Annotated in this window: 11 protein-coding genes and 1 pseudogene; 2 read left to right on the top strand and 10 right to left on the bottom strand. The window is 72.1% G+C overall.

All coding sequences use genetic code 11. The features are described 5' to 3' along the window. Positions 1-13: 13 nt before the first annotated feature. The 4 genes from IF129_RS02600 to IF129_RS26860 form a co-directional block, all read right to left on the bottom strand. Positions 14-634, bottom strand: a complete 621-nt coding sequence (locus IF129_RS02600; protein WP_191207742.1) for a hypothetical protein — start codon at positions 632-634, stop codon at positions 14-16. 15 nt (positions 635-649) lie between these two features. Then, on the bottom strand, positions 650-7,567 hold the full coding sequence (locus IF129_RS02605) for an RHS repeat-associated core domain-containing protein (protein ID WP_191207743.1): 6,918 nt from the start codon (positions 7,565-7,567) through the stop codon (positions 650-652). Between the two features lie 146 nt (positions 7,568-7,713). Further along, positions 7,714-11,358 carry a LamG domain-containing protein gene (locus IF129_RS26855; protein WP_191207744.1) on the bottom strand — a complete coding sequence of 1,215 codons (3,645 nt, stop codon included), beginning with the start codon at positions 11,356-11,358 and terminating at the stop codon, positions 7,714-7,716. Between the two features lie 62 nt (positions 11,359-11,420). Continuing rightward, a complete protein-coding gene (locus tag IF129_RS26860) occupies positions 11,421-13,604 on the bottom strand; it encodes a D-Ala-D-Ala carboxypeptidase family metallohydrolase (RefSeq protein ID WP_318153503.1) in 2,184 nt (727 codons plus the stop codon). A 532-nt stretch (positions 13,605-14,136) separates the two neighbouring features. On the opposite strand from IF129_RS26860, the pseudogene IF129_RS27045 reads away from it, so the two are divergent. Both IF129_RS27045 and IF129_RS26105 read left to right on the top strand, forming a co-directional pair. Continuing rightward, positions 14,137-14,394 (top strand): annotated as a pseudogene (locus IF129_RS27045) (peptidoglycan-binding domain-containing protein); the annotation flags it as partial. Positions 14,395-14,451: 57 nt separating this feature from the next. After that, on the top strand, positions 14,452-15,033 hold the full coding sequence (locus tag IF129_RS26105; protein WP_398848371.1) for a peptidoglycan-binding protein: 582 nt from the start codon (positions 14,452-14,454) through the stop codon (positions 15,031-15,033). Positions 15,034-15,102: 69 nt separating this feature from the next. Here IF129_RS26105 and IF129_RS02625 read toward each other — a convergent pair whose 3' ends face one another. The 6 genes from IF129_RS02625 to IF129_RS02650 form a co-directional block, all read right to left on the bottom strand. Then, on the bottom strand, positions 15,103-16,116 hold the full coding sequence (locus tag IF129_RS02625) for a helix-turn-helix domain-containing protein (RefSeq protein ID WP_191207746.1): 1,014 nt from the start codon (positions 16,114-16,116) through the stop codon (positions 15,103-15,105). A gap of 156 nt (positions 16,117-16,272) precedes the next feature. Then, positions 16,273-17,301 carry a LacI family DNA-binding transcriptional regulator gene (locus IF129_RS02630; protein ID WP_191207747.1) on the bottom strand — a complete coding sequence of 343 codons (1,029 nt, stop codon included), beginning with the start codon at positions 17,299-17,301 and terminating at the stop codon, positions 16,273-16,275. Next, positions 17,298-18,917, bottom strand: coding sequence for a glycoside hydrolase family 13 protein (locus IF129_RS02635; RefSeq protein WP_191207748.1), 1,620 nt, complete (start codon positions 18,915-18,917; stop codon positions 17,298-17,300). Before IF129_RS02635 ends, IF129_RS02630 begins: the two co-directional genes overlap by 4 nt. A gap of 58 nt (positions 18,918-18,975) precedes the next feature. Continuing rightward, the gene (locus IF129_RS02640) at positions 18,976-19,914 is read right to left on the bottom strand and encodes a sugar ABC transporter permease (protein ID WP_191208238.1); all 939 of its coding nucleotides are present in this window, start codon (positions 19,912-19,914) and stop codon (positions 18,976-18,978) included. A gap of 5 nt (positions 19,915-19,919) precedes the next feature. Next, complete coding sequence (locus tag IF129_RS02645) at positions 19,920-20,933, bottom strand: carbohydrate ABC transporter permease (RefSeq protein ID WP_191207749.1); 1,014 nt, start codon at positions 20,931-20,933, stop codon at positions 19,920-19,922. A gap of 50 nt (positions 20,934-20,983) precedes the next feature. Then, entirely contained in the window at positions 20,984-22,267 is a 1,284-nt protein-coding gene (locus tag IF129_RS02650) for an extracellular solute-binding protein (protein ID WP_191207750.1), read from the bottom strand. Between the last annotated feature and the right edge of the window lie 65 nt (positions 22,268-22,332).

The following is a 22,332-nucleotide window of genomic DNA, read 5'->3' on the forward strand; positions in this document are numbered from 1 at the left end:
GCTGCTCCGACGGTCAATTTTGAGGGTGGGCGGTCAGCCACCTGTCCGCCCATTCACGCGTGGCGGGCTCGACATGTGGGAACGCCGCGATCCGCCGGGCGTGATCTCGCAGCCTCGAGACGTGTTCGGGCTGCGAGATCACCGCGAAGCCGACGCCCACCTGCCAGTACCCGGCGACCATGAGAACGTCCCCGCGCACTGAGGCCATCGCGAACGTGGGATTGTTCCGCCCGGTGCCGAGCACGCCCGACGCGCACCCGGCACCGGCGATGTCCCATCCCTCGGAAAGGGTCACGCGGGCCCACCGGTACGCCGGGATGTCCTCTTCGTCCGCCGTGCCGGCCTTCATCTCGATCCCCACGAGAAAGGTGCGTTCGCCACTCCTCCCGTCGCCGAACAGGCCGCTTGCGACCGCAGTGCGCTCCCATTCCTCATTCAACCTCGCTGTGAGATGGGGGGTGCCGTGGCGGAGAAGGACGTCCTGCCGCCCGTCTTCAGGAAAGAGCTGGGTCACGTACCGCGCCACCAGCGCGGGGAGGAGATCATCGACTTCCCCCACGACCTCTACGAGGTCGAGCCCTGCGGCGGACAGTCCCTTGACCAGTTCCGAGGCCACGTCGCTCTTTCCGTACACTCCAATCCCTTCCCGTTACCAGCGTCGAGCGTACTTATAGAAGACCGGATTGTTGTAGTCGTGCACGCCGTTCTTGTCGAGCGGGAACCACGCTATCTCTCCTCTCTTATGGTGGACCATGACACGGGTTTGGCCAGGCATACCCATGGCCTCCCCGTCAAAGATCGGTGAGTTCTTCCAGTCTTTCCAGTTGCGCACGTTTCCCTCGTTCCGCCAGAAGTCCGGCCCTGCACTCGTCACGCGCTGCGGGTAGGACGGGTCGGAGGCGACAGCACGTGCAAGTCTGTCGTGCTTCTTGGTGAGACGTGCTTGCTGGGCCCACTCGGTTCTGCGATTCTCGATGGCATCCGGCGAGTAGTTCTCGTCGGGCGTCCACTTGTTGGGTTTGCAGTTGTGGACGAGAACCGGCTGGGGCCCGGCCAGGGCGTAGTACGTGTGAAGGTCGCTGACGCTGAGGTTGTGGACCGTGGCCTGCTGGGTCCAGCGCTCAACCGAGGCGATCTGGACGTGCGTGCCCGCGCTGGTGCGAAGCCGCTGACCGGCTCGGAGGTCGGTGGCGTCAAGCCAAGCCGCCAGTTCGGGAACCCAGAACGGGTGGCCGTCTGTCGCAGTGACGGAGGCCGTCTCCTCGCCCTGGCCACCGTCGAGGTCGAGGGTGACCTTGACGAGGTTCTTGGCTCCCGTTCCGGTGATCTCCGCCGTGACCGTCTCAACTTCGGTCGCGCCCGTCTCCGGGTCGGTGGCCATCACCTTGTCGCCCAGCTTCACGTCCTCGATCGGCTGCGTGGTTCCGCTGGCCATGAGGACCCGGGTGCCGGGGACGAAGCTGTTGATAAGGCAGCTACCGCCATCCGGACCGTCCGGACTCTCCGCTCTCGACGGGCGGTCCGCGCCTGCTGGCTCGTCGCTTCCTTCCGAGCGGTTCTTGCGCGCCTTCTTCTTGGCTGCGGCGAGTTTGTCCTTGGCCTTGCTGAGCGTCTTGGAGTGCTTCCACATCCCCTTGACACCCGAGGTGAGATCGCCCAGCAGACCCCAGACACGCTTGACCATGCGGGCGCCCTTCGCCCACTGCCAGGGTGCGCCGTACTTGGCGAGGATCTTGCCCGCCAGGCCGCCGACGAAGGTGCCGGCGATGTTGAGCGCGGTCTCGCCGCAGGCCGCCAGGTCGCCGCTGGAGAAGCAGTCCATCGCCGCGTTGATGCCGAGGATGTCCTTGGCGATCTCGACGAGTTCCTTGGCGGCGTCGACGGTCTGCTGCCGGGCGGCGTTGTAGTTGTTCTGCGCCCGACTGACATCGGCCTTGGCTTCGGGAATCCCCGAGGAATCGTTGGAGCCGCCGTAGTTCCTCCAGTAGTCGACGGATGCCACCGGGTGGCCGCCGCCGATGCCGATCCACAGCAGACCCGACGGGTCGGAGTTGGTGACCGGGCTGTTGTTGGCGTAGGCGTAGCCGTTGATCTGCTCGGGGTCGGTGTAGTCGATGATCGGGTCGACCGAGATGAACTTGCCCAGTTCGGAGTCGTACTGGCGTGCTCCGATGTGGGTGAGTCCGGTCTGGCGGTCGATCGTGCCGCCGACGTAGCCCTTCTCCCCGGGCCACTGGCCGGTGGGGGAACCCCGGTCCTGGCCGTAGGGGTTGAAGCGGCGCTGGGAGACCTGGCCGGTCGCGGCGTCGACGGCCAGCTGGGCGGTGCCCTGATGGTCGTCGGCGAGGTAGGAGAGCGTGCCGTCGTCGGTGCGGACGGCGATGGTCTGGCCCGCGAACGCGTAGTACCGGGTGGCCTTGACCGTGGTCGAGCCGTTGGCGAGCCGCAGCTCCATGCCGGGCAGGTAGAGCGTGGTGGACGTGGCATCGCGCCGCAGGACGCGGTCGCCGTCGGCGTTGTAGACGTAGCTCGCCTCGTCGCCGCTCGCCTCGGTGGTCCTGGTCAGCTTGCCCTCGGCGTTCCACTCCAGGGTCTGGGTGTCGCCGCCGATGACGCGCTGGGTGGTGTTGCCGTTCACGTCGTAGACGTAGGTGGACTGCTGGTCCACCGTGGGGCCGTCCTCGACGACCTTGGTGACCGCGTGGGGACCGGCGTCGCCCTCGCCGTAGGTGTAGGTGCGGGTGGTGTCCTGGGCCGGGTCGAGGCCGGTGTCGTGCCGGACCTCCTGGGTGCGGTTGCCGATGGAGTCGACCGTGTAGGACGACCAGTAGGGTGCCGGGCCGCCGAGGGGTGCGGCGCCGGGGGCGGCGTCACAGGCGGACGGGCTACTGCCGGCCAGCTGGCCGCTGACGGTGCCGGAACCGGTGGCCGTCTGCGCGTCGGCCGCCGGGGTCCACGCCTCGGAGAGGCGTCGGCCGGTGTCGTAGGCGAAGCACTGGACGTCGGGGGCGGCGCCCGCGCGGTCCGCGATGGACAGGATGTTGCCCGCCGCGTCGTAGGAGTAGTCCGCCGAACGGAGCGGGGTCTGCTGCGTGGAGGCGTCGAGGACCGAGCTGGTGAGGCGGTCGGTGCCCTTCTCGTAGTCGTAGGTCTGCCACAGCGTCTCGCCGCTGTCCATGGTCAGGGCGAGCTGCTGGATCAGGCTGGTGGGCGAGTACGTCGTCTCCTTGACGTAGGGCGTGTCGTTGCCCGACAGGCCGGTGGCGCGCTGGAGTTCGTCGTAGTCGTAGGCGAGGGACTCCGCTCCCAGTCCTCCGGCGGCGGGCATTCCGGTGCTCTGGAGGGTGCCGTCGCGGTTGTAGCTCTGGGTGAAGGTGTAGACGCCCGCGAGGGCGCCTTCGGAGTCGGGCACCCGGTAGGCGGTCTTCAGCGGGCGGTAGTAGTCGTCCATGGACTGGACGACGGTGCCGAAGTATTCACTGCCACCCTCGACGTAGCGCAGGGAGGCATAGACCTTACCGAGCCAGCCCTCGCGGTCGTAGCGGGTCTCGGTGAGTTTGGTGCCGGTCTCCGGGTCGCCCTGCCAGGTGGTGGTGGGGCGGCCGAGTGCGTCGTAGACGGTGGAGGTCTTCTCGCCTCGGGCGTCGGTGCTCGAGATGAGCTGGTCGAGCTCGTCGTAGACCATCGTGGACGTGCCCGCGTCCGGGTCGATGTTCTCGACCTGGCGGCCCAGCTGGTCGTAGGCGTAGCGCCAGGTGTTGCCCTGGGAGTCGGTGACGGTCTCCAGTCGCCCGGCCGGGGTGAAGGTGTAGGCCGTGGTGTCGTAGCCGTTGCCCGGTCCGGCGCCGCCGCCGGGGTTCGGGGTGGGGCCGTCCCAGTGCCACACCTCGGTGGTCTGGCCCGCGGCGTTGGTGACGGTCGTGGTCGGCACGCCGCCCTCGGGCGGGTCGACGTGGGTGTACTGGCCGTCGTAGTCGGTGGTGGAGCTCCACTGCTCCACCCCGGCGACGGCGAACGTCTGCCGCGTGGGCCGACCCAGGCCGTCGTACGTGTAGAGCGTCTGGGCGCCGACCTCGCCGTCGGAGACGAGCAGCAGGTCCGACGAGGGCGCGCCTGCGGCGTTGTAGGTGGCGGTGGTCTTCCAGACCTTTCCGGTGCCGTCGTAGTGGGTGTCGGCGACCATGCGGGTGCCGCCCGGGCCCTCGGTCTGCTTCTGCCGGGGGCGCAGGAGGCCGTCGTAGAGCTGGTACTCGACGCCGTAGGTCCCGCCGACCTCCAGCTTCTCGGTCTTGACGGCGACGGGCTTGTCCCGGCTGATGGCGTAGGAGTGCTTGATGCTCGGCGACTGGCTCGTGGCCCGGTCCGGCATCCACACCGAGACGAGGCGGCCGAGCGGGTCGTACGCGAGGTCGGTGCGCTGCCCGTTGGGGTCGGTCTGGCCACGGGACTGGCCCCAGGCGGGGGCGTAGTCGGTGGTGGTGACGTGCCCGAGCGCGTTGGTGACCTCGGTCTTCGCGATGAGGCCGTGCGTGTCGGTGTAGGCGGTGGTGGTGGTCGCGCCGCCCGCGTCGGTCTGGGAGGTGGGGCGGCCGAAGGCGTCGTAGGCGGTGGTGCCGGTGGTCTGGTAGGTGGCGGTGGTGCCGTCGTGGGACGTCATCCGCTCGGTGGTGGTGGGGTCGCCCTTCGTGGGGGCGTCACCGAAGGCGCCGCCGTCGTAGGCGGTGCGCTCGTCGGCGAGGACGTCCGTCGTGCGGTCCGGGGTGGCCGAGCAGGCGACGGCCACCTTCTCGCTGCGCGAGGGGACCTCGTACATGTTCCGGCCGGGGTTGTCCGCGTACCACAGGCGGGTGCAGGTGTCGTCCTCGGTCGTGGAGAGGTCGCCGAGTTCCTCGATCCTGGTCGCACGGCCGCTGCGGACGGAGGTGTCGAACGTCGTCGTGGACTTCGTCTCGCGCCAGCTGCCGTCGGAGAGGGCCTTGAAGCCGCGCGACGTCCGCGGACGGACCAGGGTGGCCTTCGTCGTCTTCCAGGGCTTGGTCTGGGTCGCGGTGACGTGCTTCCACGGTTCGCTGATGGTCTTGGCGAGGACCGCGTCGCCGTCGTAGGTGGCCGCTTCCAGTTCGAAGCCGGTGTACTCCTTGTGCCCGGTGTGGCTCGTGCCGGTGGAGTCGGTGACGGTTTCGGTGCGGGTGCCGCCGCCGGGCTTCTTGTCGCCGTCCAGGCCCTGGAGGAAGGTGTAGTCGATCCGGGTGGGCATGGTCTGGCCGTCGCCGCTGGTGACGGTGACCTTGCCGTAGCCCTGCCACTGGTCCCAGGTCAGCATCTCCTCGTCGGTGATGCCGTCCTTCTCGCCGTGCCGCCAGCCGGCCGGGCCCTGGTAGTCGTAGCGGGTGACGAGGTCGCGGGCGCCGCCGGTGCGGTCGGTCTGGATGATCTCGGCGACGACGTACTTGTGGAACCAGTCGGTGATCGGGTCGATGTGGCCGGGCGGGGCCCAGCGCACGGGGTAGCAGCGCTTGGTCTGCTCACCGGGCTCGGGCAGTGCGCCGGCGGTGCACTCGGTGGGCGCGTAGTTGACGTCGAGCTGGGTGCCGGTCTCGGTGAGGACGGAGCTGAGGCGGAAGCGGTGGAAGGGGGCGATGTTGTCGCCGTTCTTGTCCACGCGGTTGACGAGCTGTTCGCCCTGGAGCTCCAGGGCCGGCAGCTCGGCGCTGCCGCCGACCTTGCCCTCGTGGTCGATCGTCGAGAGCCACAGCGTCTTGGAGTCGTCGCCGTTGTCGGTGAACAGGTGGGTGAACGTCCAGGCGTCCACGTCCTGGTAGGAGCCGCCGCCGGTGTGCATCTGGGTGGTGATGCCGGTGAGCCGCTTGCGCGTCCAGAAGGTGGCGGCGGCCTGGCTGACGTCGCACTTCGTGCCGGCCTTGCAGTACCGGTCGACGGGGGTGTCGGGCCAGTGCGCGGCGTTGGCCTCGGTGAACTTGCCCGCCGCGCAGTCGAAGTCCTTGGTGGGCAGGCAGCGTTCGGCGGTGGTGAAGACGACGCGGGCGGCGGGGTCGGTGCTGAAGACCTTCCCGTCGCGCTGCCCGTAGTCGACGCGCTTGAGGTAGCCGCCGCGGGTGTAGGCCGTCCCGTCGACGTCCGTCTTGCCGTTCAGCGCGTAGTGGTTGGTCTCCTTGCCGTACAGGTAGGACATCACGTTGCCGTGGGTGTCCTTGACGTAGTCCAGGTTCCAGCGCCAGCCCTGCTGGCAGTGGGCGTCGGCGAAGGTGGCGTCGTAGCAGGGCTCGCCGGAGTCGTCGCCGAAGACGGGCGTGGTCCAGGTGGAGTGGGTCTGCTCGTCGCCGGAGGACCAGCCGGGGCGGCGGTTGAGCCCGAAGTAGTACTCGGTGCCGTCGGTGGTGGTGACCTTCCAGTGCTCACCGTTGTCGTCGCCGTTGGAGGCGCCGGTGAGCTTCTCGATCCGGGCGCCGTTCTCACCGGTGAGGTGCCACTCGCCGGTGTCGTCGTCCTTGATCAGCTCGCCGGAGGCGCCGTCGAGCATCATGGTGGCGTTGTCGAAGGCCCAGCACTGCTCGGCGGAGGTGTCGTGCCCGTCGTCGGCGCAGGGCTTGTAGCGGCGCTCGATGTAGCCCGGCTCGAAGGAGAAGCCCTCGCCGATCCAGGAGCCCTGGTTGTTGGTGACCGAGGTCTGGCCGTCCACGGCCTGCGAGGAGTAGCTGAGCCCGATGCTCGGCTTCAGCCCGCCCGGCGTCGGGACCGTCCGGAACGGGTAGCTCCAGGAGAACCCGCCGGAGGACTTGGCCACCGACCACTCCGCCGAGGGCGAGAGCTTGGTGGCCTTGTAGTCGCCCTGGGCGGAGGAGTCGCCCGCGCTGACGGCGAGCAGCCGCACGGGTTCCCCGGCCTGGGTGGAGAGGCCGTCCCGGGCGCCGTGGGCCGCCACGGTGGCGGTCAGGGTGTGGTCCTCGACGTCGTTGCGCGTGGGCAGCGGTTCGGGCAGCTCCGGGCACTCCGCGCTGCCGGGGGTGGCGTGCGTGGCGCACTCGGGGAGCTCGACGAGGCGCAGCCGGGCGCCGTAGCCGCCGCCGTAGGCTTCGGCGAACTCGCCGTAGTCCAGAGTCAGTTCCACGGACGCCGGATCGGCCTCGCCGTCGGCGCGGGCGACCTTGAGCAGGGCCGCGCTGCCCGTCTCGGCGGCGCGTTCGCGGCCGAGCGAGGAGACGGTGACCTGGGCGGGGTCGGTGGCGGCGGCGTCGGCGGCCGTGACGGTGACGGGCAGGCCGCCGATCACGGTGGCCTCACCGGAACCGGGCTCCGCACCGACGGGCACCGTGGCGCTCTCGGCGCGCGGCCACTCGGCGCCGTCCAGGGTCGTGACGGCGGCGTCCCGCGCCGGGTCGGAGGCGCGGGGCTTCGGCTCGGCGTTCCTCCCCTCGGCGGGGTCGCCGGAGCTCTGGACGTCGGGTCGGCCGTCGCCGGTGTCGTCGAAGGCGACGAACTGTACGAGGCCGGTGGCCACGGCCAGGCTCAGCCCGACGGCGATCGGGACCTTCGCGCGGCGTGGCACGCGCCGGTCGGGCAAGCGTCCTCTGAGGGACTTCACTGGGTCTCCACTCCCTGGGTTGCCGGTGCGGGGCGGTACGGAGGCGAGGGCGCGGGTGCGGGCGCGCGCCGGGACCGGTGGCTTCCGGTCCCGGCGGCGCCCGTGCCGCGTCAGAGGTCCGGCGTGGCGGTCAGGGACGCCATGTGCCGGACGGCGACGGGGTCGGCGGCGCCCGCGTAGACCCGGACCTCGTCCAGGGCTCCCGCGAAGTGCTCGCTGCCGCCGTCGTGTGCGGAGCGGCCGACCTGGAGTCCGCCGGTGGCCTGCCACAGCGTGGTGTCGGTGGCGATGGCCGTGTCGGCGAGCTGTCCCTGGACGTAGAGCCGCAGTTCGTTGGCGAACGCGTCGTAGACGACGGCCAGGTGGTGGCCGGAGCCGCCGGTGGTGGGCAGTTGCTGGTCGTCGGTGACGGTCACGGTCGCCGCTGCGGCCGTGTCCTCCTCGGCCACCTCCAGCTCCCACTGGCCGGTCGTGGCCTGGTACCGCACCGCGAACCGGTCGGCCGCGGCGCCCGGCAGCGACAGGACGGTCTGGGACCGCTGCGGGTCCAGCGTGGTGGGCTGGGCCCGGACGGCGACGGTGAAGCTGGCGTCGCCGCCCACGGGCGGGGTGGCGGTGGCCGCGTGGCCTCCGGAGCCGTCCAGCTCCAGGTGCCCGTCGCCGACGAGCGCCGCCTCGTCGAAGAGCGGGTCGGTGGGCCGGTAGATCGCCGCGTTCCCGGCCAGTTCCAGCGGCTGACCGCCGTCGTGGACGTTGGCTGACGTGCCGTCGGCCGCGTCGTCCAGCATCCAGTAGCCCGCGCGCTGGGCCTTGACGGTGATCAGCTCCGCCACCTGCGCGGCGGGCAGGACGCGGGTGAAGGCCCGCACCTCGGCCAGGTCGCCGTGGAAGTGGTCGCGGTAGCCGGTGCGGTCCAGGGAGCGGCCGATCTGCAGCGGGCCGTAGGACGTCCAGGGCGAGTGCCGCGTGGCGCTGCCCTGGGCCTGCTCGTTCACGTACAGCCGCAGCGTGGGCCCGCCGGTGGCCTGGGCGTCGTAGACGCCGGTCAGCAGCGTCCAGGCGTCCACGACGGGGGTGACGCCGGCGGTGACCTCCCAGCGGCCGAGGGAGTCGACGTCGGAGACGGGGGTGGAGAACGTCCAGCTCCCGGCCGCCGCGTCGTAGCCGAGGACGAAGCCGGGTTCGCCGGTGCCGTCCTGGCTGACGACCGTCATGTCCCGGTCGAGGGAGGCCGGGCGGACCCAGGCGCTGACGGTGAAGCCCTCGGCGGTGTCGACGACGGTGTCCCCGGCGTCCAGGTAGGCGTCGCCGGTGCCGTCCAGGCGTGCGGCGTAGTCGGCGTGGCTGCCGGGGCCCGGGACCCCGAAGGTGACGCCCGCGCCGGCGGTCGCCGGGTGGCGGCCGGACTCGTCGTGTGCGTCCGGTGCGCCCGGGGTGTCGGCCAGGTTCCACTGCCCGGCGGCCGGTTCGCCGTCGGTGACGAGGAACTCGTGCTGCGCCCGGGTGCTGGAGTTGTTCGCCTTGTCGTACGCCTCCACCGTCACCCAGTGCCGACCCGCCGTCTGCGGGGTGCGGGTCACCGAGGCCGGGCCGCCGGGCTGTTCGGGGGCGAGGGCCTGCATGGGCTCGCCGTCGAAGGCGTAGCGGTACTCCACGACGTCGCTGCCGGGGCCGGCGTCGTCGGGGTTGGGGGTGAAGGTGAAGGTGCCGGGCGTGCCGACGCCGTGGTGCCAGATCCCGTCGTCCGGGTACTGCTCGGAGTCGACGTCGGGTGCGCCGGGCCGGGTGGTGTCGTAGACGAACTCGCAGCGCTGCGGGGTGCTGTCGTAGCTCCACGGGCCCCACGCGTCGCCGTCGTAGGCCCGTGCGGACCAGTACACGACGGTGTTCTCCGGGATCGTCTCCCGCACCTCGTGGGAGAAGGTCGTGCCGGGGTTGGGGGCCTTGTACGGCGTGTCGTACGTGTACGTCTCATCGACGCCCGAGGCGTTCTGCCAGGTCACCTTGAACCGCATCTTGACCTTGTCGGTGCGGGACGAGGTGTGGTCGGGGTCGCGGGCCTCGGCGCGCAGGACGGGGGGCCGCTCGACGTAGGGCCGGTCCGCGCCCCAGACGCAGGCGCCGCCGGGGTCGGAGGACATCAGCGTGTGGTCGACCTGCTCGGGCGCAGTGTTGTACCGCACGGACAGGTAGGCGTTGCCGCAGACGCGTTTCCACTCCTCGTAGCGGCCCTCGTCCGTGGTGCGCAGGCCGAGGGAGAGGGAGGACCAGTCGCCGTCGGCGGCGGCCTGCACCTCGGTGGTCAGCTCGCCGCCCTCGAAGTGCAGGTTGGCCTGGCTGGAGCAGGACGTCGGCGAGATCTTCCGGTCCACCGTCGCGAGGTAGTCGGCCCAGTCGTCCTTGGTGTTGGACCAGTCGCTGCCCGAGGTGACCTTGTAGTTCTTCCCGCCGATCCGGTAGAGGCGGATCGGTTCGGCTTTCGCGTCGGCCCAGTACACGTGGGCCACGCGGGCCGAGAAGGTGGCCCCCAGGATCTGCTTGCCCCGGAAGCCGGACACCGGCAGGGTGAACAGCGCCCGGCGCACACCGATCCCGTTGCAGCCCACCGGGTTGTAGTTGGTCGGGCAGCGGCCGACGCCCTGGTCGCCGGAGTACTTCCAGCTCTGCGCGGACGGCTTGCCCGACATCACGTTCGTCCAGGCCGAGCGGTTCACGGTCTTCTGGATGGGGTCGATGACGACGGGGAAGACGGTGTCCTCGCCGGTGAGCAGGTCCCGGTCGGGGACGAGGGCCAGCGCCTCGTCGGTGACCTCGATGTCCACCGGTGCCGTCCGCCCGCCGTCGCCGGGGCCGCGCAGGGCGGCGTCCTCGGCGGCGGCGTCGGTGGCGGCGTCGTCGGTGCCGGACCGCAGGGAGGCCGGCGTCACGGTGGCGGACGCCGGGGTGGCGGACGCCGGGGTGGCGTCGGAACCGGTCGTGGTGTCGGGGCCGTGCGGCGCGGCGGCGTCCCACATCACCGGCGCGCCGGCCTCGAAGACGGTGCCGCCGACGGCGGAGTCCACCACGCGCAGGGCACCGGACGCGTCCTCCTCGACGCTCAGCCCCCGGGTGCCGAGTCCCATCTCGATCCGCTTCAGCTCCGGCTGGGCGGCGGCCTCGGCGGACTTGACGACGAGCAGGTGCCCCAGGCCGTCGGTCTCGGCCCGGGCCACGAGGTCGACGCCGGGCAGCACCTCCTCGTAGGTGGCGCTGTCCCCCTCGACACGCGGCTCGGGCAGTTCCCCGCCGGGCCACGTGAGGGAGAACTCCCGTCCGGCCGTACGCATCCGGGCGAACGGACCGTCGCCGCCGCCGGAGAACTCCAGTTCCACGGTGGACGCCTTCGGCGACCAGCCGCCGTCCTCGCGCCGGGTCAGCGTCGCGTCGACGTCGACCCAGGCGCCGTCCCGCACCGTCCGGACGGGCTCGGTGTACTCGACGGCGGTGAAGGTGCCGTCGGGGTTGGCGAAGACCGTGCGGCGCTCCTCGTTCAACTCCGTCACCTGCACGCGTTCCCCGCTCCGCGTCGCCTCGGCGCGGGCCTCGCGCTCGGCCGCCGAGGCCGAGTCGGACGCGGTCGGGGCGGCGGGCGGTCCGGTGGGCAGCGTGGTCATGCCGGTGCCGAGGACGGCGAGGGCGGTGGCGGCCGTCAGCGCGGTGCGCGTCGTGGAGCCGAACCGCCCGCGCCGGCGGCCCGTGGGGCGCTGTCTGGTCACTGGGGTGCTTCCCGGGGTCGTCGCGGTGTCGTCTCGGGGGTCTCGGGGGTGTCCGCCGGTCATCAGCGCACCACCGCGCCGAACGCCCGCCGCTCGGCGGGCAGACCGCCCTCGCCGGGCTTCCAACTGACGGCCGCCTCGCTCCCGCCCGCGAGGACGTTGCCCCACGGCAGGGCGTGCACGCCGTGCCGCTCGGCCGCGCCGTAGGGCGTGGCGATGTGAAGGTGGCCGGTCGTGGCGGACAGGCTGGAGCCGACGTACTCCCGCAGGCCGTACGGTCCCGGCAGCCCCATCCGGCCGGCCTGGATCCACCGGTCGGTCGCGCCCGGTGTGCCGGCCAGGGTGAAGACCTGGACGGCGCCGGTGTCCCGGATGCCCGCCAGGTCCTCACCGGGGACGCCGACCGCCACCGTCACGCTCTCGGCGTTCGCGGGGGCGTGCGGTGCGAGGTTCACCAGGGACAGGTGCTGGCCGAACTGGTCGCCCGCCTCGCTGTCCCCGATGACGTCCGCGGCGTCCTGGCTGAGCTCGCCGCGCTGCGAGACGGCTCCGGAGGCCGTGACCTCCAGCAGCACGACCCGGCCCGCCGCTTCGGCCCCGGCGATGTTCTCCCCGGGCACTCCCACGGCGATCACCGAGTGGCTCGGGCCGGTCTCCCCCTCGGGCCGGTACGCGGTCATCGCCAGCGCCGCCCCGAAGCGGTCCCCGGGCTCGGCGACGCCGCCGACGCCCTCGCTGTCCTGGTCGAGACCGGTCAGCGGGGTCGGGATGCCGTGCCCGCTGAGCGTGTGGCTGAGGACCTGCGTGCCGCCGGAGAACGCGGCCGTCCCGATGGCCTCGCCGGGCGCGCCGATCGCGAGGTGGTGGCCGGTCGCGGCCACCGCGTAGCCGAACCGGTCGTCCGGCTCGACGACCCCGGCGACGCCGGGCTTGTCCTGGTGCACCGCCACGTTCACGTTGCCGCGCAGGTAGTGGACGGAGCCGGCGTCCCGCACGGAGCCGAGGTCCTCGCCCGGCACGCCGATCAGCAGGTAGGGCTCGCCCTGGGCGGTCTCCCCGGCGGCGAGCGCGTGGCCGAACCAGTCGCCCGCCTCGGCCCCCGAGGCGCCGATGCTGCCGCCGCCCTGGCCCTGGACGAGCTCGCGCGCGGCCCCGCCCGAGCCCAGGCCGTCGGCGCCGCCGTACACGACGTGCACGACGCCGGCGTCGGCCTGGCCCGCGACGTCCGCGTGGGGGACGCCGATCACGAGGTCGTCGTAGCCGTCCTGGTTCTCGTCGTACACCGCGAGCGCGCTGCCGTAGCCCTCGCCCGGCCGCGCGCCCCCGGGGACGCCCGGGGTGGCGCGGGAGAGCTCGGCGGTGGCTCCGTCACCGTGCACGATCCGGACGAGCCCGGCGCCCTGTGCGCCGGAGACCTCGGCCTCCGGGTCGGCGATCGCGGTGTCCTGCACGCCGTCGCCGTCGAAGTCCGTGGTGGCGCAGACCGGTGCGGACCAGGTGCGTTCGGCCCGGCCGTCGAGGTGCAGGCGCGCGGTGTGCCCGCTGTCCCCCGCGGCGTCCTCGGGGCCGACGACGCCGGTGAAGCCGTGGTGGCGGGCCTGCTCGGCCAGGGTGCACAGCGCGTGCGGCTGGGCGGCCAGGTCGGCCGCGTCGCCGTACAGGTGGCGGCTGTCGGCGGCGCCGCCCTGGTCGGTGTTGCACGCCGTGGAGCGGAACCCGCCGGTCACGGTGACGGGTTGGTCGCCGAGGGCGTGCCGCAGCGCCTCCAGCTTCCACATGACGCGCCGGGTGTTCTCGCGGGCCTCGGCGGCGGCGACGGCACCGCCGCTGTAGTCGGCGTTGCAGCCGTTGAGCTCGTCGAAGGTGAAGTGCGCCGGGGAGCAGTCGGCGCTCTGGAGGTCGTAGATCCGGGCGAAGGTCTGCGCACCGGCGATGCCGTCCGCGTCGAGCCCGTAGGCGGCCTGGAAGCGTCTGACGGCCGCTTCGGTCGCGGGGCCGAACTCACCGTCGACGGTGAGGGTCTTGCCGTATCCCGGGTAGCCCGCCACGCGGACCTGGAGTTCGGTGACGTCCTCCCCCGTCATCCCCTGGCTCAGGGTCCGGTCCCACGTGTAGCAGGCGTCGGCGGGGGCGACCGGTGGGGTCGCGGCGGTGCCCGACGGCACGGCCACCGCGAGGACCACCACCGACAGCAGCGCCGCCGCTGCCCGTCCGAGCCTGCGGCTCGGGGCTGGTCTGTGTGCCATGGAAGGTCAGCAACTCCCTGGTTCGGTGAGCCGGTTCCGTCGCGGACGGGGGCGGGCCCCGCGCACGCCGGACCGTGCCCGGGCGCGGGCAGGCGGATGAGTGCGGTCGGTCCACCCCTCGGGCCGCGTGGGGCCGCGGGAAGCCGGCGCGATCGGCCGGTGACGGGGCGGGTGGCACCACGGGTCCACGTCGTTCGCGTGGGGGGGGAGGGCGAGGAGTGGGCGCGGCGAGAGGAACGTACAGGGGGTTCTCACGGTGCGGTGACGGTCGAACGACCCTCAGGCGGCCCATCGGGCGCCCCCCGACCGGCCGTTGCCCGCGTCCCGGCGGCGGACCACTCGCCGGTGTCCCGGCCGACGGCGTCCCGCGTCCCGGCCGCGTCCCGCGCCGGGCATCGTCTTCGCAGGTCAGCGGCTGGGGAGGGAAGTTTCCGTCCCCCGATTTCCCGCGTTGGCATGGGGACGGCGGGGCTCGGGCGCGGGTCGTCGAGACTGAGCGGCGTTCGAAAAAAACGCAGAGAAAGAAGTGCGCATGAGACGCCTCCCCGCCGTCGTCGCGGCGGTACTGACCGCCGTCCTCGCGACGTTGCTCTCCGCTCCCGCCGCGCAGGCCGCCGACTGGCCCGTGGTCGGCGGCGGCAGCAGCGGCCCGCGCGTGACCGCCGTCCAGCACCTGCTCACCGCGCACGGCCACGGCACCACGGCGGACGGCGACTTCGGCCCCGCCACGACGGCCAAGGTCGAGGAGTTCCAGAGCGCCCGGGGGCTCACCGCCGACGGGTACGTCGGGCCGGCCACCTGGCCCGAGCTGGTCGTCACGGTGTCCGGCGGCAGCGACGGCAGCGCCGTGAAGGCGGCCCAGGTCCTGCTCAACAGCCACGGCCACGGTCTCGCGGTGGACGGCGACTTCGGCCCCGGCACGGACGCCGCCACCCGGGACTTCCAGAACGCCGAGGGCCTGTCCGTGGACGGGATCATCGGCCCGAACACCTGGCGTGCCCTGGTCTCGGGCGGCGGCTCCGGCGGCTCGGACGAGAAGCTGACGCACAGCCAGGCCGCCTCGATGTTCACCTCGGCGGGAATCGCCTGGTCCTCCTCGGGCAACTGCTCGGACCGCCACACCCGCACCTGCACCTCGTTCGACCAGCTGCGCCGCACCAGCGCCGAGGGCGTCATCGCGCTCAAGCGGGCGAGCGGCTGCTCGGTGCACATCACGGGCGGCACCGAGACCGGCCACGCGAGCGGCACCTACAGCCACTGGAACGGCTACAAGATCGACTTCGCGCCGTACTCCTGCGTCAGCTCCTACATCACCAACACCTTCACCTACCTGGGTCGGCGGTCCGACGGAGCGGCGCTGTACCGGGCGGGCACCGGCGACGTCTACGCCCGTGAGGGCAGCCACTGGGACGCCACCTACCACGGCTGATCCGCTGATCCGCCGGGGCTCGACCGCCGTGCGGACGCCGGAGGGGGGCGTCCGCACGGCGGGTCGGGATCAGCCGTCGCGCACGGACTCGTCCTCGGGCTCGACCGGCAGCGGGGAGTTCCCGCCCCGGTCCGTGCAGACCTCCCGCCCGTCCAGCAGCAGCGCGCAGGCCCGCACCGCACCGGGGAAGGGGGCCTCGACCATCGGTGAGTAGGTGTCCCCGTCGTACCGGATCGCCCGCTCCTGGGCGACACCGTCCTCCCCCTCGACCCGGGCGACGTCCCCGACCTCGGCCTCGGTGACCCGGGACCAGGCGGCGCGGCAGGCGGGGCTGTAGCGCAGTTCGACGTGCGCCCCCTCCACGACGGTGAGGGCCGCCGTCCAGACGCCGATGTGACAGCCCAGCCGCTGCGGGTCCTGCGCCCGGCACTCGAAGTCGGTGCAGCCCGGCAGTTGGGGGCTGCCCTCCTCGGACGCGCCGATCGCCCCGACCGCGTCGACCGTCCCGGACGTGCCGGTGGCCTCCGAGCCGCCGGGCAGCCGGCCCAGGAGCAGCCCGGCGGTGAAACTGAGGGCGGCGACCCCGGCGACGGCCGCGATCAGGACGGCCCGGGGTCGTCGGCGCAGCCGGGCCATCGGACCGGTGACGCCGGTGGCCGCCGGCGGGGGCGCGGTCCGCGCCACGTGGTCCCGCTCCGGGACGTCGGCGGGCGGCGGCGCCTCGTCGGGTGACGCGTCCGCGGGAGCGCCGCCCACGTCGTCGGCCGACGCGGGCTGCTCCCCGTCCCGGACGTCCTGCGGAGCCTCGTCCTCCCCGGTGTCCGGCTCCTCCTCGGACCGCTCCGCCAGACCGCGCAGCGCCAGCAGCGCGTGCGGACTGGCGCCGGTGGCGCGGGCGAAGGCGATGACGGCCTGCTCGGGCGGCAATGCCTTGGCGTTGAGGTAGCGCTCCCAGGAGGACTTGCTGTAACTGGTGCGGCGGGCCAGCGCGGCGAGCGTGAGACCGCTCTCCCCGCGTAGTCTCCGCAGCTCTCCCGACAGCTCCGGTATCCCCGTACGCGCACGTCGGCGCTCCGTGCCCATGATCCCCCTCCGCGGTCCCCACCCGGCACAGCACCATCGCAACGGCCTGCCAAGCCACTGGTCAGACAGGTCTCATCCTAGCCACGAGGGCGATCGGGCGAACAACCCCCGGACGTCGGACGGGGTCCGCGGTCCGGGGGCCGGGGCGCGGCGGGGTCAGGAGGGGGCGAGGGAGGTGGAGGCGCGGACGACGAGTTCGGGCTGGAAGACGAACTCGGTGCGCGGCACCGGGTCCCCGCCGATCTCCTCCAGGAGCGACTGCACGGCCGCGTGGGCCATCGCGCGGACGGGCTGGCGGACGGTGGTCAGCGGCGGGTCGGTGAAGGCGATCAGCTCCGAGTCGTCGTAGCCGATCACCGACACCTCGCCGGGGACGTCCAGGCCGCGTTCGCGGGCGGCCCGCACCGCGCCGAGGGCCATCATGTCGCTGCCGCAGACGATGCCGGTGCAGCCCGCCTCCAGCAGGGCACCGGCGGCCGCGTGCCCGCCCTCGACGGTGAAGAGGGTGTGCTCGACGCGGCCGTGCAGGCCGGCCTCGGCGGCGGCGGCCGTGAAGGCGTCCGTCTTGCGCAGCGAGGGAACGAAACGCGTGGGTCCGACGGCCAGGCCGACGCGCCGGTGGCCGAGTTCGGCCAGGTGGCGCACGGCCATGCGGGCGGCGGCGCCGTCGTCCGGGGAGACGAAGGGCGCCTTGATGCGCTCGTTGTACCCGTTGATGCAGACGAACGGCACGCCCCGCCCGGCGAGCCGCGCGTAGCGGTCGGGCGAGGCGGAGAGGTCGGCGTGCAGGCCGGACATGAAGATGATGCCGGTGACGCCGCGTTCGACGAGCTGGTCGACGAGTTCGTCCTCGGTGACGCCGCCGGGCATCTGCGTGCCGAGCACCGGCGTGTAGCCGTACCCGGCCAGGGCCTGCTCGATGACCTGGGCGAAGGCCGGGAAGATCGGGTTGGTCAGCTCCGGGATGACGAGACCGACCAGGCCCGCGCTGCGCTGCCGCAGCCGCACGGGCCGCTCGTAGCCGAGGACGTCCAGCGCGGCCAGCACCCGCTGGCGGGTGGCCGGGGCCACCCCCGCCTTGCCGTTGAGGACGCGGCTGACCGTCGCCTCGCTGACCCGGGCCTGGGCCGCGATGTCGGCGAGCCGGGCGGGCGCGACGGCCGCGCCCGGCTCGATGACACTCATGCGCTCCACCACAGCGTGGTGTCGCCCGGCAGGACGCCGTCGTCGGCGTAGGGGCCGCTGGCCAGCAGGACGCGGCCGGGGATCTCGGCCAGCGTCACCGGCGCGGTCGTCGTGTTGACCGTGCAGACGAAGGCGCCGCGCCGGAAGGCCAGGACGCCGGCGGGGGCGTCGAGCCAGGTGACGGCGTCGCCCGCGCCGAGGTCGGGGTGCTCGCGGCGGATGCGCAGGGCCGTGCGGTACAGCTCCAGGGTGGAGTCCGGGTCGCCGGTCTGGGCCTCGACGCTGAGGGCGGCCCACTCGGCGGGCTGGGGCAGCCAGCTGCCGTCGTCGCCGAAGCCGAGGGAGGGACCGGTGCGCGTCCACGGGATCGGGACGCGGCAGCCGTCGCGCAGGCCGTCCTGGCCGTTGGACTTGAAGAACGACGGGTCCTGGCGCACCTCGTCGGGCAGGTCGGTGACCTCCGGCAGCCCCAGCTCCTCGCCCTGGTAGACGTAGGCCGAGCCGGGCAGGGCCAGCATGAGCAGGCTCGCGGCGCGGGCGCGGGGGAGGCCGCCGCCCAGGCGGGTGCGGTGCCGCACGACGTCGTGGTTGGACAGCACCCAGGTGGTGGCGGCGCCCACGGGACGCAGGGAGTCCAGCGACTCGTCGATGACGCCGCGCAGCTCCGCGACGTCCCAGGAGGCGTTCAGGTAGTGGAAGTTGAACGCCTGGTGGAGCTCGTCGGGGCGCAGGTAGAGCGCGGTGCGGTCGGCGCTGGGCGTCCAGGCCTCGGCGACGCCGATGCGGTCGCCGCCGTACTCCTCCAGGATGAGCCGCCAGGAGCGGTAGATCTCGTGGACGCCGTCCTGGTCGAAGAAGGGCAGCACCTGGTTGCCCAGCAGCCTGAGCTGCTCGCCGTGGCCCATGTCCGGCAGGCCGGGGGCCTTGACCATGCCGTGCGCGACGTCGATGCGGAAGCCGTCGACGCCCATGTCCAGCCAGAAGCGCAGCACCGAGCGGAACTCGTCGCGCACGGCGGGGTGGTCCCAGTCGAAGTCGGGCTGCTCGGGGGCGAAGAGGTGCAGGTACCAGTCGCCGGGCGTCCCGTCGGGGTTCTTCGTGCGGGTCCAGGCGGGCCCGCCGAAGATGGACTCCCAGTCGTTGGGGGGCTGTGCGCCGTCCTCGCCCTTGCCGGGGCGGAAGTGGTACCGGTCGCGCAGCGGGGAGCCGGGGCCCTCGCGCAGGGCGCGCTGGAACCAGTCGTGCTGGTCGGAGGAGTGGTTGGGCACGAGGTCGACGATGACGCGCAGCCCGAGGGTGTGGGCGTCGCGGATGAGCGCGTCGGCGTCGTGCAGGTCGCCGAACATCGGGTCGATGGCGCGGTAGTCGGCCACGTCGTAGCCGGCGTCGGCCTGCGGCGAGGCGTAGAAGGGGCTCAGCCAGACGGCGTCGACGCCGAGTTCGGCGAGGTGGGGCAGCCGACGGCGGATGCCGGGCAGGTCGCCCATGCCGTCCCCGTTGCCGTCGGCGAAGGAGCGCGGATAGACCTGGTAGATGACGGCGTCGCGCCACCAGCCGGGGCGGCGGTCGCGGTCGGCGGCCGTGCCGGTCTCAGGTGCGGCGAGGTGCTGGGTCATGTCATCCCTGGGTGTCGTGAACGGGTGGGGGTGAGGCGCGTCGAGGGCACCGGACGCGTCAGGACTTGACGGCGCCGGCGGTCATGCCCGAGATCAGGTAGCGCTGGGCGAACCCGAAGACGAGGGCGGCGGGCACCGCGATGAGCACGGCGGCGGCCGTCATGGAGCCCCAGTCCTGGGTGTACTGGTTGACGAAGGTCTGGAGGCCGCGTGCGAGGGTCAGTTCGTCCTCGCCGGTCATGAACGCGGAGGCGTAGGCGACCTCGGCCCAGGCGGTGACGAAGCTGTAGAAGCCGGTGACGGCGATGCCGGGCTTGGCCAGCGGCATCACGAGCCGCCAGAACGTGCCGAACGGGCTCAGGCCGTCCACGCGCCCCGACTCGTCGATGGAGATCGGGATGGTGTCGAAGAAGCCCTTCATCATCCAGGCGCAGAACGGCACGGCGATCGTGAGGTAGGTGATGACCAGGCCGATGGGCTGGTTGAGCAGCTGGAACTTGGCCATCAGGTTGTACAGCGGCACGATCAGCACGGCCACCGGGAACATCTGGGTGATGAGCAGCGTCCACAGCAGCGGTCGCATGCCGGGGAACTTGAAGCGGCTGAGCGCGTAGCCGGTGGTCGAGGCGATGAACACGCCCAAGGCGACGGTCAGCACGACGACGAGCACGGAGTTGCCGAACCAGGTGAGGAACGCCGTCTCACCCAGGACGTGCGTGTAGTTCTCGGTGGTGAAGTCCTTGACCAGGTCCAGTCCGAAGGCCTCGTTGCGCGGCTTGAACGACGTCACCAGCAGCCAGAACGGCGGGAAGACGGCGACGACGACGGCGGCGAGCAGCCCCAGGTGCAGGGCGAGCGAGGCGAGCGGGCCGCGTTCGCCCCGCTTGCGGACGCGCTTCCCCCCGGGTCCCGGGGGCGGCGTGGCGGGGACGGCGCGGCCGGGCGTCGTGGCCTCGGCCGGAGTCGCCGGTCCCGTGTCGGTCGCGTGGTTCGGCATCTCGGTCACCACACCTCTCCCTGCTTGCGGAGCGAACGGCGGTAGAACACCGCGAAGATCATGAGGATCAGCAGGATGAGCACGCCCCAGGTGGCGGAGCCGGCGAAGTCCCGCGGGCTGCGGACGAAGGCGAGGTTGAACGCCTCGGTCACGAGGATCTCGGAGGAGCCGTAGGGCCCGCCCTGGGTGAGCAGGAAGATCACAGGGAACATGTTGAACGTCCAGATGGTGCTCAGCAGGATCACCGTGGAACTGACCGTGCGGATGCTGGGCAGTGTGATGTTGGTGAACCGCTGCCAGGGTCCGGCGCCGTCCATCTCGGCGGCCTCGTACAGCTCGCCGGGGATGGACTGGAGCGCGCCGAGGGTGGCGACGAGCATGAAGGGGACGCCGAGCCAGACGTTCACCGCGATGACGGCGATCTTGGCCCAGGTCGGGTCCTCCAGCCAGGTGACGCCCTCGACGCCGCCGCCGGTCAGGACGCCGTTGAAGACGCCGTCGTCGTTGAAGAGGAGCCGCCAGGCGAAGATCGAGACGAAGGCGGGCACGCCCCACGGCAGGATCAGCAGGACGCGGTAGAGCGCGCGGGCCCTGACCTTGCGGTTGAGCATGTTGGCCAGGGCCAGGCCGATGGCGAAGGTGAGGGTGACGCAGGAGACCGTCCACAGGATCGTCCAGCCCATCCGGCCCCAGAACGCGTCGCCCGTCAGCACCTCGACGTAGTTGTCGAAGCCGACGAACTCGTAGGTCGCCTCCAGCGTGCGGGCGCCGATGGTGCGCTCCACGTTGCGCTCGTCGGCGTTCGTCATCGAGAGGTAGACGCCCCGCGCGAGCGGGTATCCGATGATCACGCCGATCACGATGACGACCGGGGCGATCATCGTCCACGCGTACCAGTGCTTGGACAGCGCACGCCGCATGCGTCCCGGTGTCCTCTCGTCGTGCCCGCGCCGAGGGCCGCGGGCGGTGGTGCCACCGCCCGCGGCCTCCGTCACCGGCTGACCGGTGTCGACAGCCATGGTCCTTCGTCAGCCCTTCCGTTGCGTCCCGACCCGGCCCGGCCCGGCGCCTACTTCCAGCCTTCGAGCAGGTCGCGGTACTGGTCGGCCGTCGAGTCGGCGGCCTCCTGCGGGGTGGCCGCGTCCTTGACGACCTTGGCCAGTTCCTTGTTCAGCGGATCGAAGAGGGAGGCGGCCTCGGGGATCCAGGCGCGCTGGACGGCCTTGTCGACGGCCGGCTTGAAGAACTGCACCATCTGGTTGTCCTTGACCGACTCCTCCTCGTAGACGGAGCCGCGGGTCGGCAGGAGGCTCAGCTCCTCGGTGGTGCGCTGCTGCACCTCGGCGGAGGACATGTACCTGGCGAACTCCTTGGCCGCGTCCATGTTGTCGGGGTCGGTGCCCGCGTAGACGGACAGGTTCCAGCCGCCCTGCGGGGCGCCCTGGCCCTCGCTGCCGGCCAGGACGGGGGCGACGCCGAGGTTGTCCGGGGCGTCCTTGAACTGGTCGCCCGCGAGGGTGCCGGCGATGGCCCAGGGGCCGTTGACCATCATGGCGACGTCGCCGTTGTTGAAGGCCTTCTCCTGGTTGGCGTAGCCGTCGGTGAGGTCGGTCTCGGCGACGCCCTCGTCGAGCAGCTCCTTGATGGTCTCGAAGGCGGCGACTCCGGCGGGGCCGTCGACCGTCACCTCCTTGGCCTCGGCGTCCACCAGGTCGCCGCCCTCGCCGTAGATGTAGGGCAGGAACCAGTAGGAGTCGTCACCGCGCAGGTAGAGCGGCGTGACGCCGGCCTCCTCCTTGATGGCGTCCGCCGAGTCCTTCAACTCCTCGACGGAGGTGGGCACCTCGACGCCCGCCTTCTCCAGCAGGGCCTTGTTGTAGAAGAGGGCGAGGGTGTCGGTCACCTGGGGCAGGGCGTAGGTGGTGCCGTCGTACTGGGTCGAGCCCCAGGGCTGCGGCAGGTAGTCGTCCTGGTCCTCGACGACGTCGTCCAGCGGCTCGATGAGCTGGAGGCTGGCGAAGTCCGAGACCCAGGCGACCTCGGTTCTCATGACCTCGGGCGCCTCGCCGGCGTTGGCGGCGTTCTTGAACTTGTTCTGGGCGTCGTCGAAGCCGATGTTCACGTACGTGACGTCCACCTTGGGGTGCTTCTTCTCGAAGTCCTCGGCGATCGCCTTGAACACGGCCTTCTCGGCCTCGTTCGAGGTGTCCCAGAAGGTGACGGTGCCCGAGAGCTCGCCCGAGCCGGTGCCGCTCCCGCTGCCGTCGCCGCTTCCGCCGTCGCCGCTTCCGCAAGCCGTTGCCGCAAGAGCCAGCGCCGCCACGAGTGCGGTGGTTCCTATGCCACGCCGCATGATGAAAGTCCTCCAAGGGTGGTGGGCCCGCGCGAGGGAGCCCTGACCGCTTCCTCTCGGCCGCT

The sequence above is a fragment of the Streptomyces chumphonensis genome, assembly GCF_014779715.1.
Lineage (GTDB): Bacteria > Actinomycetota > Actinomycetes > Streptomycetales > Streptomycetaceae > Streptomyces > Streptomyces chumphonensis.